This is a genomic window from Yersinia rochesterensis (genome assembly GCF_003600645.1).
Taxonomy (GTDB): Bacteria; Pseudomonadota; Gammaproteobacteria; order Enterobacterales; family Enterobacteriaceae; genus Yersinia; species Yersinia rochesterensis.
Genome location: NZ_CP032482.1, coordinates 650547 through 668130 on the forward strand (window position 1 = coordinate 650547; position 17584 = coordinate 668130).

The following is a 17584-nucleotide window of genomic DNA, read 5'->3' on the forward strand; positions in this document are numbered from 1 at the left end:
GCGGATCGCCACATCAGCACCGCTACCAATCAAATTCTGAGTGTAATTATTCAAGTCGGACTTCGGGGTATCGTGTCAAAAACGACACCCAGATTATCATTGGCTAAATCCGCCGGGCGTTGGTGCAGCATAAAATTATACCCGTCATTGATAGCGTTTTTCCTTTTGCCGAAGCTAAACAGGTCTGGCAGCGCTTCAATTCACGCCAGAACGTGGGGAAAGTTGTTATTAGTCATTAGCCGCCACCCACTTTGGTAGACTGAATTAGCGAGTCAGATAATTCTTATAATTCAATCAATTGGAATTAACGGGTGAGTATTATTTTCGCATGATAAAAATGAAAAGAAAGTCACCCTAAAGTGCTTTTTTAGTTCTTGCTCCGCAGAAATTCATTCTTGGCTAAAGGGGCAATATTAAGAAATAAACTTAATGCATTGGAAGAGAGATGAGCGGCTCCCCCTATGGCAAGTGACTCTTGCTCTGTGGGTGGAGCCGTGAATTATGAATAGATTTCCCTGATGAGACCCTGGTGAGGCGATATCAGCATTTGCAGACAGAACAAGAAAGAAAGGTTGCCATTGCACTACATAATGGTATTTTTTAGCCCTGTCACAGTAAATATAAACACTTAAGGGGGGGGTGGGAACGGGTGAAAACCACTCTTGTAACACTTTAAGGAAAATGATATTACAGACAGTTGTGTTCGATTAATCTGATGGCAATTTTAACTCTTGAGATAGGAAGGTATGTTCCGAAAATGAATATCAACGTTACCGATAAACCAAACCCAGAGGATGAAGAGTATGTTATTGATGGTCTTTGGGCTCACAATAATAAAACACAACCGGTAGATATCCATCCGCTATTCTTAACCGTGACGGATGATAATGGCAAAATTGTGGCGGGATTGGTTGCCAGAACCTGGTGGGGTGGGCTTGAAATTCAATACCTTTGGGTCAGTGACGAATATCGTAAAAGCGGTTATGGCCGCCAGCTAATGGAAAAATCTGAAGAAGAGGCTTTAAAGCGCGGTTGTCACATGGCTTATGTCGATACTTTCGATTTTCAAGCCAAAGGTTTTTATGAAAAATTAGGCTATCGCGCATATGGCAATTTAGACGGGTATGCTAAAAAGCATACGCGGCACTATCTGGCAAAAGAAATTTAACCCATTCTTCATCGGCGAGGTTGCCATGGATTTGCCCGATAAAAATAATGAAATTTATTTCAAGGGCCTTATTGCCATGATGGAAAACTTAAGTGAACCATGGGGCATTAAAGATCTGCACTCCCGCCATATTTATATGAATAAGGCCGCTTACCTCTACACCAATACACCTTTGGATTTTGAGGTTGAGGGGAAGATGGACCATGATTTCCCAGGGGATTGGACTGAATTTTCTCTCGATCTGATAGAGCACGACAAACAAACAGAGGAAACTCAGGATCGGGTTACTGTCATAGAAACCCATTATTGGTATGGGAAAAATACTCTGACTCCGTATATCAGCGAGAAACTGCCCGTCTATAACGATAGAAAAGAAGTTATTGGCGTAATGTGGAATGCTAAGCCACTTAATACCTTATCCCCACTAAAATATATTAATCAACAAAAGCCCAGTATTCTGACAACTGAAATTAATAACAGTATTTTCACTCGAGCTGAACTTGATGTTATATTTTTAATGCTGCAAAGATTTTCTGTTAAAGAAATTGCAAAGATATATAACATCAGCACTAAAACGATAGAAAACAGAATATATACAATTTATCAGAAGGCTGATGTCCACACGCTGCAACAGTTTGAGGAGTTTTGCAAACTGGCGCATTTGGATAATTACATTCCCGATCGCCTGGTGGCAAAAGGAATCCAATTTATCTGAACAACAAGCTATCTGGACAATAATCTATCTGGACAACAAGGTACACCTCATCGTGATCAAAATTGAAGATTATCCATTAAGTCGGGTACCGCAAGATAAAAGAGTTTCATTTCTAAGTGTCGCTATTGTTCATATGGGTATGCTGACCGCGCTAGATCAATTTATGCTCGGCGCTGTACTCGGTAATTCTATGACGCTAATTGATGCATTTACCGCAATTCTTATCGGCAGCATTATATTTGGTGTCGTGACTTACGGCCTGGGGCTGGCGGGGATGCGCGAAGGGATTTCCGGTAGTTTACTGGCCCGTTGGTGTGGGTTTGGTCGCCTGGGATCGGTACTGATTGGGATTGTCGTGGCAGTCAGTTTGCTGGGGTGGTTTGGTATTCAAAACGCTATTTTTGCCAAATCACTCGATTTCGCCCTCGGTAATAAACTGGGATTCGGATTAGCGGCTGCATTATCGGGGAGCTTATTGACCATCCTGGTTGCCTTTGGTTTTAAAGCATTACGCATTGCAGCGCGAATTGCGGTGCCGATGTTTATTTTACTGGTGGCTTATATCTCCATTAGCACATTATCTGGCCATAATTTGAATGAAATCATTCAGTTGATCCCGCCGGGTGAATCTTTGTCTATTAGCGCGGGGATTACTATCGTGGTTGGGGGCGCTATTGTGGCAAGCTTGATGACGCCAGACCTGACGCGCTACTCCAAAAATGGTAAACATGTTCTGGGTGTGACGATTTTCACTATTGTTGCGGGCGAGTTTGTGGTCAATGGGTTGGCCATCCTGATTGCGAAAACCTTGGGGACGGCAGATGTCGTGACGATCATGTCTCAAGCCGCAGGTGGCGCAGGTTTGCTGGTCGTGGTGTTCTCTACCTTAAGGGTGAATGACCTTAATTTGTACTCTTCTTCACTCGGTATTGTTAATGCGGTCGAGGGGTTAACGGGCAAAAAACTGAAATATATATCCACCACACTGGTTATTGGTGTGTTGGGTACGACATTATCAGTGTTGGGGATACTCGACCGGTTTGTCGATTTCCTGACGGTGCTCGGCGTAGTATTCCCACCGATTATTGGCATCATGTTGGTGGATTATTATGTGCTGCGCTCCCATCGCAAAATTCTGGATAAAAGTCGAGAAGAAGGGAAATTACCTGATGAAAAACAAACGCCTGTCATTGGCTGGGTCGCGATTATAGCCAGCATAGTTGGCAGTGTTGTCGGGCTAGTGATCGAGTGGGGAATCCCAACTATCAACTCATTAGTTGCTGCCAGCTTTATCTACTGGGTGTTCAAAGTGGTCGTCAGTCGTAATCAAAAGCCGCTTGAATCAGAAGAAACGGTTTAATTTATATCAAATAGCTCACTCCTCTATTTGAGAGGTGTGAGCTTTGGTCCGACACATTATTCTCGCTTCGCCGTACAGTAAGCATACAGTGATTTTAATTTATATTATTTAATTCTGCCATAATAAATATGAATACTTAATGTGATGAGGGGGATGGATGAAAAATATTATTGTAAAGTTTTAATAAAGGTGATGTTAGAATAAGGAACGTTGAATGGGCTATTAATCTAATTTCAACTTCAATCATTAATATAATAGGAGGTGAATATCCATACTATATATAAAGAAAGTATTATAGCAGTGTTGTCATTGAAGTGAATAAATCAATAAAAGCTCCACGATTAGCAGTGTGATTATATTAATCAATGTCAAAACGATATTTAGTAAATAGTTAAATTATATTAAACATAATTTAACTTATTTATAGGAAATATAATGACAATTATTAATGGTTTGAGTGGTTTGGTAATAATACCCTAAATAATTCGAGTTGCGGGAAGCCCGCCAACGCACATGCAACTTGAGGGTATGACGGGGATATTTACGCTGTGAAAGTTAATCGTTATACGATTGATCGATTAGTGGCAAAAGGGATTTAATTTATCTGAATAATAAAGGGACACCTCATCATGATCAAAACAGAAGATTACCCGTTAAGTCGAGTTCCACAGGATAAAAGAGTGTCACTTTTCAGTGTTGCTATCGTTTATATGGGTGCGCTGACTTCGCTGGATCAATTCATGCTTGGTGCAGTACTGGGTAATTCTATGGAGTTAGCCGATGCTTTTATCGCGCTTTTCATCGCGAGCATAATATTTTGTGTGGTGACCTATGGCCTTGGCATGGCAGGTATGCGTGAGGGGATCTCTGGCAGTCTTTTGGCCCGTTGGTGTGGTTTTGGGCGCTTGGGATCGGCACTGGTCGGGATCGTCGTCGCAGTCAGTCTGCTTGGTTGGTTTGGTATACAGAATGCTATTTTCGCCAAATCCCTGGATTTCGCTTTGGGCCATAAACTGGGCTTTAATTGGGCTGCAATTTTATCCGGTAGTCTGTTGACGATATTGGTAGCCTTTGGTTTTAAGGCGTTACGCATAGCGGCTCGAATTGCTGTACCGACGTTCATTTTACTGGTGATTTATATCACCTTTAAAATTCTAACTGAGCATAATATTTCTGATATCAATCAGTTGACAGCAGCAGGCGACACTCTGTCTATCAGTGCGGGTATCACCATCGTGATGGGAGGAGCCATCATGGCGAGCTTAGTGACGCCTGACCTGACGCGTTATTCCAAAAATGGTAAGCATGTGCTGGGTGTGATATTTATTGGCATCATAGTGGGGAAGTGTGCGGTCAACGGCTTGGCCCTCCTGATTGCTAAGGCTCTGGGTACGGCAGATGTTGTTAGCATTATGTCTCAAACCGTGGGGGTCACGGGCCTGCTGGTGGTCGTATTTTCTACGTTGAAAGTCAATGATCTCAACCTGTACTGCTCATCACTGGGTATTGTCAATGCAGTCGAAGGGCTAACCGGTAAGAAACTGAAATATCTCTCAACTACGCTAGTGATTGGAGCGCTGGGAACCACGCTTTCCGTGTTAGGTATTTTGGATCGATTCATTGATTTCCTGAGCCTGCTAGGAGTGGTGCTTCCACCGATTATTGGCATCATGCTGGTGGATTATTATGTGCTGCGCTCCCATCGCAAAATTCTGGATAAAAGTCGAGATGAAGGGAAATTACCTGATGAAAAACAAACGCCTGTCATTGGCTGGGTTGCGATTATCGCCAGCATAGTTGGCAGTGTTGTTGGGCTAGTGACCGAGTGGGGGATCCCAACCATCAACTCATTAGTTACTGCTAGCTTTATCTACTGGGCGCTCAAAGTAGTCGTCAGTCGTAATCAAAAGCGGCTTGAATCGGAAGAAACGGTTTAATGTTGCGGTGAATAATATAAATCCTCCCCCGATGTGCGGGGGAAATTTATTGATAATCAATCGACTGTTTTGCTCAAGATTTAATAATCCCGCTTTCTCCTTTTTAGTGCCGCAATAATATCTGCCGGATGCCAGTCTTGTTTATCCATAATATTTATCTCTCCATGTGATGTGTTCGGGGGGGCACCCCATAGCCATTCCCTCCCACACCTGGCATAGTTAGCTCATTCAATAAGGCGGTTCACTCATTCTGGATGGCGATGTATGGCGGCGGCAAATCACTGGACCCGGGATCAACTGTTAGTGGCATTTACGCTGTATAGCCAAATTCCTTTTGGCAAATTACATTCCAAGAATCCCGATATTATTCATTACGCTGCATTAATTGGCCGAACACCCTCGGCATTGGCGATGAAATTAGTTAATTTCGCCAGTTTGGACCCCTTTATTATCGACTCGGGCCGAAAAGGGCTGAGTGGTGCATCTAATGCAGATCGTGCCTTATGGCTGGAACTGAATGAAAATGCTGAAGTTTTTGAGCAGCAATGTCAGCAGGCCATAGGCCAGTTAGAAAAACCGGTGACCAAACTCTTTGATAGCGGTATTAAAGATTTCAGTGGCAAAGAAAGAACCGCCATTATTAAAGCGCGGGTTGGCCAGCAGCTATTTCGTAAAAACGTATTACAAGTTTATGAGAGCCGCTGCTGTATTACGGGGTTAGAAGAACCTGCATTATTAATTGCCAGCCATATTCGCCCCTGGAGCCAGGGTGCAGAGCATCGGCTTAATCCCAGTAATGGCCTCTGCCTGTCGAGCTTGCATGACCGGGCTTTTGATCAGGGATTAATAACCTTTAATGAACATCTGGAAATGGTGTTATCTCCTCAGATCAAAAAACTCAAAAGCAGTATCAGTGAAGAGAATTTCGCTAAATATGAAGGGCGAAAACTGCGGTTACCGATTCAGTTCTTCCCCGATGAAGGGCAAATGGCCTATCACCGCCAGAATATTTTCTTAAGCGGTAGATAAATACCCAGTAAAAATATTCATCCTGAACCGGTGAAAAAATAAAAACATATTTATCTCCGATTAGCTGGCTATCTCAGTATAAAAAAAGCGCAGCCGCAAGCTGCGCTCGGTTATTCCTCATCCCGTTATTTCAACAAGAATGACTGACCCTGTTTCAGCACTAAATCGCAGGCCTTAGTTTTAATTTTTTCGGTGATTTGCTCACTACCCAGGTCATTCAAATTCAGTTGCTTTCCTTCACCGGTTTTCAGCAATCCACCGAGGCCTTCCTGATAGTCTTGGCTCTTGGCATTCTCAGTGCTGGTGATGCCCAATTTACTCATCAATTGGTCTTTAATCGCTGTAGTGCCATTGGCCGACAATACATTATTTTGCACACAATATTGCAAAATACCGGCAGCATTGGTCATGGTGCTGGCGCTGAGGGCTTTATCGCCGCCATTGAGTAAACCGGTCAGTGATGACAGTGAAGATGAGCTGTCGCCTGATTTACTGTACTGATCTGCGGCACTTTTTACTGAGTCTAATAAGCTGTTGGCGTTAGCAGAACTGGCTAACAGAGTGCCGGAGAAAGCCAAAGTGAGCATGAGGCGATGAGTCATATTCATAGAAACTCCTGTTTACGGTGGGTATTACAGCACCGAGTGAGCAATACCGTCATTATTATCTTCGGCACTAAGAATAACGCAAAGCAAACATTTTATTGATAGGTGTTATCTGATAACGCGGATATTGCTGGTATTGATCTTCAACTTATTAGCTCGCCGATAATAAACCTCTACTAAGCGCAAATTGAGTATTTTATTGAGCAGAATGTTTTTATTGAGCAAGAAGTAAGAAACAAGAAATAGAAGAAAGGGCAGCGCGAGGGAGCCGCTGCCCGGATGGATTAAGGCATCAGGCAATTAAAGACAGTTTTCTTGCGCGGGCCGGTCATCAACCCCTCTAGCTCTTCGACACATTTTAGATAATGGGCCGTTTTCTTATGAGCGGCGACCGCGTGTTCATCAACATAAGCTTCATAGATATAAAAGCGTGTTGGGATAGATGCATCCTGCAAGACATCAAAACGCAGGTTGCCCGGCTCTTGGATCGAACCCAAGTGATTAGCGCGGAAAACCGCAATAAACTGCTCAACTTTGCCATCTTTAACATTAATTTCGACGAGGGTGACATGCATACCTTTCTCCTTGTCATCATGGGCCAGTTAACGGCCAGCTGACTCAACCTTTTTCATGTAAAAACAGCTTATAGGCCGTTTCTGCATTTTCATTTTTATGCACCACGGCATGAACCGCTTTCAGCATGGCAATCGGGGCGTCTGATTGGAAGATATTGCGGCCCATATCCACCCCAGATGCGCCCTGATCAATCGCCTGATAGCACATTTCCAGCGCATCCCGTTCCGGGAGTTTTTTACCACCCGCTATCACGATAGGCACCGGGCAACCGGCAGCAATGCGCTCAAAGCCACTGTCGACATAATAAGTTTTAATCACCTGAGCGCCCATTTCTGCGGCGATACGGGTCGCCAGAGAGAAATAACGCTGGTCGCGCGCCATATCTTTACCCACCCCCGTCACTGCCATGGTCGGCATTCCGTAGCGAATGCCCTGGTCGACTAACTGGATGATATTTTTAATAGATTGATGCTCGTGCTCGGTGCCAATGTAAACCTGTGCTGCCACGGCACAGGAGTTGAGCCGTAGGGCATCTTCCATTGCCACCGCCACCGCTTCATTGGATAAATCCGTCAGAATTGAGTTTGCGCCAGAGGCGCGCAGTACAATCGGGCGATTGGCCGCGGCGGGCACGATGCTGCGCAAAATGCCACGAGTACACATTAAGACATCGGCATATTCAAACAGTGGGGCGATATTGATATCAATCCGCTCCAGACCGGTGGTCGGCCCCTGAAAATAGCCGTGGTCAAATGCCAGCATCACTGTGCGGTTAGTTTTCGGATTAAAAATCCGCGCCAGACGAGATTGCATCCCCCAATCCAGCGAACCGCAGCCTTTAAGTGTAAATGCAGGATTTTGCTGGGGTACGCCAATACCGAAATCCTTACCGTCTTTGATATCGTCTAAATCAGCCATCTGTCATTACTCCCTTAGGTCTGTTTAGACCCGCCGGTAGGGGCGGGCCGCCGAGATTAGAAATCGTATTTGTCGATGTTCTCTTTGGTGAAAATGACCCGCTGTGGCAGTAACACAATGCCGTTGCCTTTAGCTTCATGGTCATAGCCCTGAACACTGTTGGGCACCACCTCGACCACACCAATGTTCGGGATATCAATTTTATCGCCGACATTCAGGTCGCCTTTTTTCAGCATCTCATTGGCGACATACACTGAGATTTTGCCTTGGTTAACCACGTCCCATAGGCCGAATTCTTTGACCGTGCCGCGTTGAACATAAGGGCGCATCACATTCGGGGTGCTGAAGCCGACAATCGCCACATTGTCGCGTTTGAGGTTTTCTGCTGCTTGCGCCGCAGCGGGCAGGGCGTTGGCATCTGGGGCAATAATCGCGTCCAAATCGCTGTAGGCTTTCAAAATACCCTCAGCGGTTTGCAGTGATTTGGTGGCGTCGTTATAGCCAAACTGGGTGGTGACAATTTCCCAGCCGGGGTGTTCTTGCTGGATTTTCTTTTTCGCCTCATTCACCCATTGGTTTTGGTCGGTGACTGTCGGGCTGGAATAGAAAAATGCGACTTTGGCTTGGTCTTTTTTCACCTGATTGGCCGCCATATCAACCAGCATTGATCCCAGTTGATTGGGCGTTCCCTGGTTGATATACAGCGAGCGACATTCGGGTTTGGTGTCAGAGTCCCAGGTCAGGATTTTGACCCCCCGCTGCATCGCGCGTTTTAATGCCGGACACAGGCCATCGGGTGAAACCGCAGAGACCACAATGGCGTTATAGCCCTGATTAACAAAGTTATTAATTAACTGAACCTGACCGGAGACACTGGGTTCGGTCGGGCCATCATAGGTGACATCCACCCCCAGCTCTTTCCCGGCATCGACGGCACCTTTACCGCCGCTGGTAAAGAAGCCCACCCCGACTAATTTCGGGATAAATGCGATGCGTTCCGCGGCTTGCGCGGCATTTATAGCGCTAAAAGTGATACCGGCAAATCCGAGGGCACAAATCAGCGCCAGCTTTTTTAATCTTGGTGTTTTCATGGCTATCTCCGATATGGGATCGAGGTGTTGGAAATTTCAATAAAAACAACAGGTTAATTAACGATTTTTCTGCGACGTTGCAGCCATTCATAAATCAAATGCCGATGCAGGCTAATGGATCGCCCGACCACCACCAGAATCAGCAATGCGCCAGACAGCGCACTGGATATCTGGTTGGGCGTGCCAATCATTTGCAGGCCTTGTTGCAAGTAACCCACCAGTAATACCGCCAGTGCCGTGCCGAGGATGGAGCCGGATCCACCATAGATATTGGCCCCGCCCAACACCACGGCGGTGATAGCAGGCATCAGGAATGATGCCCCTAAATCAGATCGTGCCGAGCCGAAGTAAGAAACTAACAGCACCGCGGCAATGGCGGAGGCCACGCCGGTCAAGGCATACAAGATGCATAAGGTACGTGCGACGGGCAGGGCGTTGTATCGTGCCACCCGGCTGTTTTGCCCGATAAGAAAAACATTACGGCCACTGTGGGTGCGGTGCATCAGCAACCAGAACAGCAACACGCAGACCATAAAGATGACCAGCGGCACCGGCAGGCCGAATAAAGTTTGATTGGCGAAATCGGTAAAGGCGGTTGGGAAGCCACCGATGCCTTCATAACCGGTTGTGCCGGAAATACCGGATAACAACAAGGCGCTGCCGCCGAACAGGTACATGGTGCCGAGGGTGATGACCAGCGGGTTGACGCCGGTATACAGAATCAGTCCGGCGTTAATCAAACCGCAGAGTGCGCCCACCGCCAGTGTCAGCGGGATAGCGAGGCTCATCGGAACGCCCGCTTGAAACATCACTCCGAGGAATATTGAGCACAAGCCAATAGTGGAGCCAAATGAGATATCAATGCCGCCACTGACAATCACCATGGTGAGCGGCAGGGCGACGATGCCGATGCAGATAAAATCACTGGTACTGAACAGCAGCACATTGATGTCCCACATGCGCGAATTGGATAAACCAAACAGCCCAATTTCCAACACTAACAAGGCGGCCAGTGTCAGCTCCCATCCATAACGCCGGTAAATATTCATCGTGCCGCCTCCTTCTTAGTAAATGATTTACTACTCGGTGCTTTGTTATTGTTCGGTTTCGCTTTCTTATCCGGAGCAACCGGGCGGGCGGTAAAGCGGGCATATTTCTGTTGGCGAATATTGCGCTCGACGGCGCAACGCAGGCGGCCATCGAATACCAGCACCGCCAACAGCACCAAGCCAGCGATAAAGTCATTCCACCACGCCGGTAGGCGCAGCAGCACTAACACGCTGTCGATTTGTGTCAGTAAATAAGCCCCGAGGATCGCGCCAATGATGGTGCCGGTGCCGCCGAGCAAGCTGATGCCGCCGAGAACACAGGCGGCAATGGCTTTCATTTCCAGGCCGCTGCCGGTTTGATTGGGAATAAAGCCAATTTGTGAGGCGAACACAATCCCCGCCAGAGCCGCCATCACGCCATTCATCGAGAAAGCAAAAATACGAATGCTATCAGTGCGGATCCCCAATTGGCGTGCGCCCTGCAAGTTATCGCCGGTCGCATAGAAGCTGCGGCCAAAGGCGGTTTTACCCAGCAGTAAAGCCATGGACACAATCAACAACATAATCAGCCAGCCAATGGGTGAGATGGAAAACAGAATTGGCGTCGATAGGCTTTTGAGGTCAGCGGGTAGCCCCTCAATCCATTTACCGCCGGTCAGCAACAGCATCAGGCCGCGATACAACCCCAATGTGCCCAGTGTGGCGACAATCGCCGGAATGCGCAGCCAGGTCACCAGGATGCCATTAAACAAACCGGCCATCATGCCGACCAGCAGAGCAAACAAGCAAGATAGCGCCAGCCCGAAACCGGCATTGAGCGCCATGCCGACTGTCACCGCACACAAGCCGGTGATTGAGCCGACGGAGACATCAATATTGCGGGTCAGCATCACCATAGTCGCGCCGATCGCCAGCAGGATCAGGATCTGTGCGCTACTGAAGATCATGGTGAAAGTTTGCAAATTGAAGTAATTACGATCAATCACACCGAGCAGGGCAAATAAGGCGAGGATCGCCAGCAGGGCGGTGCCTTCGCGATTGTTTTGAATGAATTTCAACATGATACGCCCTCATTTTCAGCAGACTGATGGGCATCGGTCTGATGTTCACCAAAAGCGGCCTGTTCACCAAAAGATAAGTGCATAATGGTGTCGACATTCATTGCACTGCCCTCCAGCGCGCCACTGATTTCCCCCTGGTGCATGACCAACACGCGATCCGCCATTTGCACCACTTCTTCCAGATCCGATGAGATAAAAATGATCGCCACATGCTGCGAGGCAATGCTGCGGATCAATTGATAAATATCACTGCGGGCCGACACATCCACACCACGGGTCGGTTCATCAATAATCAGTAGCAGCGGGTTGGCTTCCAGACATTTAGCAATCAGCAGCTTTTGTTGGTTACCACCGGATAGCGTCCGAACCGGCTGTTCGAGGTGACTAAATTTGATGTTTAGCGCGCGGCGATAGCGCTCCAAAATAGCGGCTTCCTGCGCCGGATGAGTCCATATCCCTTGGTTGCCCTGAGTGAGCGAACAGACATTCCAGCTCAGCGGGGCATCCAGATAGAGGCCGGAGGCCTGCCGGTCTTCTGGCAGATAAACCAGGCCGGTTGCCAGCCGATTGACGGTTTTCATGGCGGTGATGTCTAGCTCTTCCAACATAACGCGGCCACTGCTGGCGTGCCGTAAGCCATAGAGCGTTTCGGCCAGCTCGGTTCTGCCCGCGCCGACTACCCCCGCCAGCCCGAGAATTTCACCGGCGCGCACCTCAAAAGAAATATGGGCAAAGCCCTCGCCGCTCAAGTCGCTCACTTGTATCACCGGCTGATTGGATTGCGCCCGTGCTTGCGAGCGGCGGTTACCGGGCAGCTCGAGCCATAACTTCTGGGTATCGGTTAATTCACTGTTTTTAGCTTGCGGAGTCATCGCCTGAATAATGGCCTCGGTGGAGAAATCAGCGGTCGCGCCACTCAGGGCCATCCCGCCATCGCGCATCACACTGACCCAATCTGCTAATTGGCGAATTTCCGGCAGTTTGTGGGAGATAAACACCACCCCGACCCCTTGCTGCAATAACATTTTGATTTGGCTAAATAAACGGTGAGTTTCCGCGGGTGTTAGCGAGGCGGTGGGTTCATCAAGAATCAAAATATGCGAGTCGCGCATCAGGCCGCGCATGATCTCGACTAACTGCTGGTCAGCCACATCCAGCGAACCGGCACTGACCGACAAATCTAAATGGCAGCCCAAACTGTGCAGCAACTGCGCCATTTTCTTTTTATCAGCCTGATGTTTCGGCAAGCGGAACAGAATGTTTTCCTGAACCGACAAATTAGCGAACAGCATGGGTTCCTGTGGCACCAGATAAATACCGAGCTGGTGGGCCTTGGCTGGAGTGAGGTTGGAACAAAGTTGCCCATCTATTTCAATAGTGCCGCTGTCGGGAGGCAGCACACCGGCGATGATCTTCATCAGTGTCGATTTCCCCGCGCCATTTCCGCCGAGCAGGGCATGAACCTGACCCGGTAGCAGAGTAAAATCGATACTTTTCAATACCACGACGCCGGAAAACTGCTTGCTGATACCACGAACCTGGAGCAGGGGGGACGGATTAATCTGTGGCATCAGTAGCTCCCGCGATGTGAACAAAAATAAATTAAAATTAAAAGTGTTCAAAAAAGATAGCCGCATAATCCCATTTATGGCGTAATCAAGATCACAAAATCGTGAATAAAAAAATTTAAATTAAAATATGTTCAAATGTGTCATTTAAGCTGTTAGCGTAGTTACCAATTCAGACCGTGGATTTCTGATCGATGATGAATTAATGAAGAATGGAAAAGCGGCAATAGGGATCGCGGCTAATGATGAAAGAAAAACTTATGTCGTCCAACGATGAATACAAATATCCGGGTAATAGCATGAGTGAAGAGGAACTGCTCGCTCGCATTGCGTGGTTTTATTATCACGATGGCTTAACACAAGGGGATATTGGCGAACTGCTGGGGCTGACCCGATTGAAGGTCTCCAGATTGCTGGAGAAAGGCCGTCAGTCTGGGGTTATTCGGGTACAGATCAATTCGCGCTATGAGGGTTGTCTGGAACTGGAAAACGCGCTGCAACAGCATTTTGACCTCAAGCATATCCGCATTTTGCCGTCACTGGCTGACCTCAGTATTAGCAGCCGGTTGGGGATTGGTGCGGCACATTTATTGATGGCATTGATACAACCGCAGCAGCTATTAGCGGTCGGTTTTGGCGAAACCACCATGTGCGCCTTGCAGCATTTGAGCGGCTTTATTGCCTCTCAGCAGGTGCGTTTAGTCACTCTTTCCGGTGGGGTGGGGTCTTATATGACGGGGATTGGGCAGCTTGATGCGGCCTGTCAGGTCAGTATTATCCCTGCGCCGTTGCGGGCTTCCAGCGCTAAAGTCGCTGAAACATTCCGCCAGGAAAATAGCGTGCGCGATGTGATGCTGGCGGCGTGTGCAGCGGATGTCGCCGTGGTGGGGATTGGCTCGGTCAATCAACAAAAAGAAGCCACTATTTTGCGCTCTGGCTATATCAGCGAAGGTGAACAGCTGATGTTTAGCCGCAAAGGTGCCGTGGGCGATATCCTCGGTTACTTTATGCAGGCCGATGGCGCGCTGGCCGCAGATATGCAGATTCACCAGGAATTAATCGGTATTTCGCTGACAGACTTGACCAACATCCCGACAGTGATTGGGGTCGCGGGTGGCGTTGAAAAGTCAGAGGCGATTGTTGCAGCGCTGAAAGGCCAGTATATGAACGCGTTAGTGACGGACGAATTGACGGCAAGAGCTATTATCAAACTGATTTAATTGGCTATTTTACTTACCGGTTTGAGGTTGAGCAGTGCTCAATCTGACCGCGACAATCACGCCAATAGTTTTTATTTTTTCGAGAAAAAGCAGTAGAGGACAGATTTATTCATAAATTTAGATAAAACAGAGGATAGCGTAATGAGTCAATTCTCTACGACCACATCGGGTGATTATCTGATGGCTTTGGATGCAGGCACCGGCAGTGTTCGGGCTGTGATATTTGACCTTAATGGTCATCAGATAGCCGCCGGACAGGCTGAATGGCTACACCTGCCAGTACCCGATGTCCCAGGGTCAATGGAGTTTGACTTAACCACCAACTGGAAGTTGACCTGCCAGTGCATCCGTCAGGCGCTGCATCAGGCCAACCTACCCGCCAGTGCTATCCGTGCGGTAGCGGCATGCTCAATGCGCGAGGGCATCGTGCTCTATGATCGCAGCGGCAAACCTATCTGGGCCTGTGCCAATGTGGATGCGCGTGCTAGCCGCGAAGTCAGCGAATTAAAAGAGTTACACAACAATGGATTTGAACTCGAAGTCTATCAATGTTCTGGTCAAACACTGGCCTTGAGTGCCATGCCACGGTTACTGTGGCTGGCGCATTACCGCCCAGATATTTATCGTCAGGCCGGGACATTGACTATGATAAGTGACTGGCTGGCAAATATGCTCAGCGGCGAGCTGGCGGTTGACCCCTCCAATGCGGGCACCACCGGAATGCTGGATTTAGTCACTCGCAACTGGCAACCGAATTTGTTGGAAATGGCCGGATTACGCGCCGATATCTTATCGCCGGTCAAAGAGACGGGCACTTTACTCGGGCATGTCACCGCGCAAGCGGCAGAAGAGAGTGGTTTGCAGGTCGGGACGCCAGTCATCATGGGCGGTGGCGATGTCCAACTCGGCTGCTTGGGACTTGGCGTGGTAAAACCGGGCCAAACCGCGGTGTTGGGCGGCACTTTCTGGCAGCAAGTCGTTAACTTGCCCAAGCCGATTACTGACCCCAATATGAATACGCGCATTAACCCGCATGTCATTCCTGGCATGGTGCAAGCGGAATCCATCAGCTTCTTTACTGGCCTGACTATGCGCTGGTTCCGTGATGCATTTTGCGCCGAAGAGAAATTACTCGCCCAACGGCTGGGGATTGATACTTACAGTTTGCTGGAAGATATGGCGGCGCGGGTGCCCGCTGGCGCTTACGGGGTGATGCCGATTTTCTCTGATGTCATGCGCTTTAAATCTTGGTATCACGCCGCCCCTTCCTTTATTAACCTGTCGCTCGACCCTGAAAAATGTAACAAAGCGACCTTATTCCGTGCGCTGGAAGAGAACGCCGCGATTGTCTCGGCTTGTAATTTGGCCCAAATTGCAGAGTTCTCCGGCGTCAAAGCTTCTTCGGTGGTATTTGCCGGTGGCGGTTCAAAAGGCAAACTGTGGAGCCAGATCCTGGCCGATGTGACCGGCATTCCAGTCCGTGTACCGGTAGTTAAAGAGGCCACGGCATTAGGTTGCGCCATTGCGGCGGGGGTGGGGGTCGGGCTATATGAAGCGCTCGATAAAACTGGCGAGCGTCTAGTGCGCTGGGAGCGGGAATATCAGCCCAATCCTGAACATAAAGCACTTTATCAGGCGGCTAAAATCAACTGGCAAGCGGTGTATACCGACCAACTGACATTAGTAGACAGTGGGCTGACGACCTCCCTGTGGAAAGCCCCTGGCCTCTAAAATTGGCTATCTTACTGGCCAGCTTGAGCTTCGGGGCAGTGCTCGCCTCCGTCACGTACTGCGTGTACGCTCCGTTGGCTGTGCGCTGTCCGCACTCAATCTGCCTGCGCCGATGACGCCAATTGGTTATATTGTTTGATAAGGGCAAACAGCCCAAATGTGAAACGGCGGGGAAACGTGCCGTTGGGGTCGTAGCGACGTGAGTCGCCGGAGCGCCCCTAGGTACGGTCAACTCGCCGCTCTCGGTGTATTGTATAATCAAATAAAAAATTGCCATGCAGTAAACGGCTGGTATAGCATTACAGCCCCTCTTTCGTTGCCGATGATGGCGCATCCTATGATGAATACATCAAATAAGACAGAATCACCTGCCGGGCAACTTTCTGCTCCTGCTCCTGCCGATAATTTATCGGTCATACTGCGGGAGAAAGAGAATGTTAAGCGCATTTTAGTGATTAAATTACGCCATTTCGGCGATGTTCTCCTGACAACTCCTTTGCTGAATACGTTGAAAGCCAACTATCCACAGGCGAAAATCGACGTGTTGCTGTATGGCGGAACGCAAGAAATGTTGCGAGAGAACAAAACAGTTAATCATGCATTTATTGTCGATCGCGGCCTCAAACATGCGGGCTTAAAGGCGCAAATTAGCGGTGAAAAAGCGCTGTTTAATGCATTGAAAGCACACCATTATGATCTGATCCTCAATTTATCTGATCAATGGCGGGCCGCAGCCTATTGTCGTTTATTAAAACCGGGCTTTAGTATTGGTTTTCATTATCCGAAACGCGATACCTGGTTATGGCGCTACTGTCATTCCACATTAGTCGATATTCCCAATGCAGCCGAACGGCACACTGTTCTCAATAATTTGGATATTCTCGCGCCGTTACATCTCACGGATATCAGCACTGACGTCACGATGGCTTATGGCCCGCATGACATTGAGCGGGTAAAACAACTGTGTCAGCAACATAACATTGCTGATTACATCTTGATTCAACCCTCTGCGCGCTGGAAGTTCAAAACCTGGGCCAGTGAGTCATTCAGCCAATTGATAAACCATCTCACCGAACAAGGTGAAACTGTGTTGCTAACTGGCGGTAAAGACAAAGCTGAACTGGATTATATCGCCGACATCATTGCAGGCTGCACACAGCCTGAAAAAGTGATTAATTTATCCGGCCTCTTGGCACTGCCAGAACTTGCTGTCTTGATAGATAACGCTAAGCTATTTATTGGTGTAGATTCTGTGGCAATGCATATGGCGGCTGCATTACAAACCTCGGCAGTGGTGTTATTTGGCCCCAGCAACCTTAACCAATGGCACCCATGGCAAGCCCCACATACCCTTTTATGGGCCGGACATTACCGCACTTTGCCGCATCCTAATGAGATAGATACCGACACCACCGATCGTTATTTGAACGCGATCCCGGTGAACGATGTCATAGATGCCGTTGATGATTGGCGGACTCAAAGCCAGTGATGAGCCAATAGACGACTTGTTTTTAATAACAGACTGTTTTTAATAACGGCCTGTTTTTAATAACATA

Annotated in this window: 16 protein-coding genes; 9 read left to right on the forward strand and 7 right to left on the reverse strand. The window is 48.1% G+C overall.

The genetic code is table 11. From position 1 onward, the window contains the following. The first annotated feature begins 122 nt into the window (after window positions 1–122). The 6 genes from DXZ79_RS03095 to DXZ79_RS03125 all read left to right on the forward strand — a co-directional run bounded on the left by DXZ79_RS03095 (window position 123) and on the right by DXZ79_RS03125 (window position 6209). Window positions 123–239: a zinc-binding dehydrogenase gene (locus tag DXZ79_RS03095; RefSeq protein ID WP_230852368.1), complete on the forward strand. Its 117-nt coding sequence runs from the start codon at window positions 123–125 to the stop codon at window positions 237–239. A 518-nt stretch (window positions 240–757) separates the two neighbouring features. Then, window positions 758–1168: a GNAT family N-acetyltransferase gene (locus DXZ79_RS03100; protein WP_050291560.1), complete on the forward strand. Its 411-nt coding sequence runs from the start codon at window positions 758–760 to the stop codon at window positions 1166–1168. Between the two features lie 25 nt (window positions 1169–1193). Beyond that, a complete protein-coding gene (locus tag DXZ79_RS03105; RefSeq protein ID WP_050291621.1) occupies window positions 1194–1883 on the forward strand; it encodes a helix-turn-helix transcriptional regulator in 690 nt (229 codons plus the stop codon). 52 nt (window positions 1884–1935) lie between these two features. Further along, the gene (locus tag DXZ79_RS03110; RefSeq protein ID WP_038636598.1) at window positions 1936–3243 is read left to right on the forward strand and encodes a cytosine permease; all 1308 of its coding nucleotides are present in this window, start codon (window positions 1936–1938) and stop codon (window positions 3241–3243) included. Window positions 3244–3872: 629 nt separating this feature from the next. After that, a complete protein-coding gene (locus DXZ79_RS03115) occupies window positions 3873–5180 on the forward strand; it encodes a cytosine permease (RefSeq protein WP_120011100.1) in 1308 nt (435 codons plus the stop codon). A 264-nt stretch (window positions 5181–5444) separates the two neighbouring features. After that, the gene (locus DXZ79_RS03125; protein WP_038636592.1) at window positions 5445–6209 is read left to right on the forward strand and encodes an HNH endonuclease; all 765 of its coding nucleotides are present in this window, start codon (window positions 5445–5447) and stop codon (window positions 6207–6209) included. A gap of 125 nt (window positions 6210–6334) precedes the next feature. On the opposite strand, the gene DXZ79_RS03130 is transcribed toward DXZ79_RS03125, so the two are convergent. The 7 genes from DXZ79_RS03130 to lsrA all read right to left on the reverse strand — a co-directional run bounded on the left by DXZ79_RS03130 (window position 6335) and on the right by lsrA (window position 13080). Further along, entirely contained in the window at window positions 6335–6817 is a 483-nt protein-coding gene (locus tag DXZ79_RS03130) for a YjjA family protein (RefSeq protein ID WP_038636590.1), read from the reverse strand. 281 nt (window positions 6818–7098) lie between these two features. Then, a complete protein-coding gene (lsrG, locus tag DXZ79_RS03135; RefSeq protein WP_050094954.1) occupies window positions 7099–7389 on the reverse strand; it encodes a (4S)-4-hydroxy-5-phosphonooxypentane-2,3-dione isomerase in 291 nt (96 codons plus the stop codon). A 43-nt stretch (window positions 7390–7432) separates the two neighbouring features. After that, window positions 7433–8308, reverse strand: coding sequence for a 3-hydroxy-5-phosphonooxypentane-2,4-dione thiolase (lsrF, locus tag DXZ79_RS03140; protein WP_004389332.1), 876 nt, complete (start codon window positions 8306–8308; stop codon window positions 7433–7435). Window positions 8309–8364: 56 nt separating this feature from the next. Continuing rightward, a complete protein-coding gene (lsrB, locus tag DXZ79_RS03145; RefSeq protein ID WP_038636583.1) occupies window positions 8365–9399 on the reverse strand; it encodes an autoinducer 2 ABC transporter substrate-binding protein LsrB in 1035 nt (344 codons plus the stop codon). A gap of 53 nt (window positions 9400–9452) precedes the next feature. Beyond that, complete coding sequence (gene lsrD, locus DXZ79_RS03150) at window positions 9453–10448, reverse strand: autoinducer 2 ABC transporter permease LsrD (protein WP_120011101.1); 996 nt, start codon at window positions 10446–10448, stop codon at window positions 9453–9455. Beyond that, window positions 10445–11509: an autoinducer 2 ABC transporter permease LsrC gene (gene lsrC / locus DXZ79_RS03155; RefSeq protein ID WP_038636578.1), complete on the reverse strand. Its 1065-nt coding sequence runs from the start codon at window positions 11507–11509 to the stop codon at window positions 10445–10447. Before lsrC ends, lsrD begins: the two co-directional genes overlap by 4 nt. Then, window positions 11503–13080: an autoinducer 2 ABC transporter ATP-binding protein LsrA gene (gene lsrA / locus DXZ79_RS03160; protein ID WP_038639853.1), complete on the reverse strand. Its 1578-nt coding sequence runs from the start codon at window positions 13078–13080 to the stop codon at window positions 11503–11505. The genes lsrC and lsrA overlap by 7 nt, the downstream gene beginning before the upstream one ends. Window positions 13081–13319: 239 nt before the next feature. On the opposite strand from lsrA, the gene lsrR reads away from it, so the two are divergent. The 3 genes from lsrR (at window position 13320) to rfaQ (ending at window position 17517) form a co-directional block, all read left to right on the forward strand. Further along, entirely contained in the window at window positions 13320–14297 is a 978-nt protein-coding gene (lsrR, locus tag DXZ79_RS03165; RefSeq protein ID WP_038636576.1) for a transcriptional regulator LsrR, read from the forward strand. 141 nt (window positions 14298–14438) lie between these two features. Then, entirely contained in the window at window positions 14439–16028 is a 1590-nt protein-coding gene (gene lsrK, locus DXZ79_RS03170; RefSeq protein WP_038636574.1) for an autoinducer-2 kinase, read from the forward strand. Between the two features lie 337 nt (window positions 16029–16365). Then, window positions 16366–17517, forward strand: a complete 1152-nt coding sequence (rfaQ, locus tag DXZ79_RS03175; RefSeq protein WP_038636571.1) for a putative lipopolysaccharide heptosyltransferase III — start codon at window positions 16366–16368, stop codon at window positions 17515–17517. The last annotated feature ends 67 nt before the right edge of the window (window positions 17518–17584 follow it).

What these genes read in the sequence shown, in the direction of transcription:
- DXZ79_RS03100 (WP_050291560.1), top strand. Translation starts at nt 758, where the DNA reads ATGAATATCAACGTTACCGATAAACCAAACCCAGAGGATGAAGAGTAT.
- DXZ79_RS03105 (WP_050291621.1), top strand. Translation starts at nt 1,194, where the DNA reads ATGGATTTGCCCGATAAAAATAATGAAATTTATTTCAAGGGCCTTATT.
- DXZ79_RS03115 (WP_120011100.1), top strand. Translation starts at nt 3,873, where the DNA reads ATGATCAAAACAGAAGATTACCCGTTAAGTCGAGTTCCACAGGATAAA.
- DXZ79_RS03125 (WP_038636592.1), top strand. Translation starts at nt 5,445, where the DNA reads ATGGCGGCGGCAAATCACTGGACCCGGGATCAACTGTTAGTGGCATTT.
- DXZ79_RS03130 (WP_038636590.1), bottom strand. Translation starts at nt 6,817, where the DNA reads ATGAATATGACTCATCGCCTCATGCTCACTTTGGCTTTCTCCGGCACT.
- lsrG (WP_050094954.1), bottom strand. Translation starts at nt 7,389, where the DNA reads ATGCATGTCACCCTCGTCGAAATTAATGTTAAAGATGGCAAAGTTGAG.
- lsrF (WP_004389332.1), bottom strand. Translation starts at nt 8,308, where the DNA reads ATGGCTGATTTAGACGATATCAAAGACGGTAAGGATTTCGGTATTGGC.
- lsrB (WP_038636583.1), bottom strand. Translation starts at nt 9,399, where the DNA reads ATGAAAACACCAAGATTAAAAAAGCTGGCGCTGATTTGTGCCCTCGGA.
- lsrD (WP_120011101.1), bottom strand. Translation starts at nt 10,448, where the DNA reads ATGAATATTTACCGGCGTTATGGATGGGAGCTGACACTGGCCGCCTTG.
- lsrC (WP_038636578.1), bottom strand. Translation starts at nt 11,509, where the DNA reads ATGTTGAAATTCATTCAAAACAATCGCGAAGGCACCGCCCTGCTGGCG.
- lsrA (WP_038639853.1), bottom strand. Translation starts at nt 13,080, where the DNA reads ATGCCACAGATTAATCCGTCCCCCCTGCTCCAGGTTCGTGGTATCAGC.
- lsrR (WP_038636576.1), top strand. Translation starts at nt 13,320, where the DNA reads ATGATGAAAGAAAAACTTATGTCGTCCAACGATGAATACAAATATCCG.
- lsrK (WP_038636574.1), top strand. Translation starts at nt 14,439, where the DNA reads ATGAGTCAATTCTCTACGACCACATCGGGTGATTATCTGATGGCTTTG.
- rfaQ (WP_038636571.1), top strand. Translation starts at nt 16,366, where the DNA reads ATGATGAATACATCAAATAAGACAGAATCACCTGCCGGGCAACTTTCT.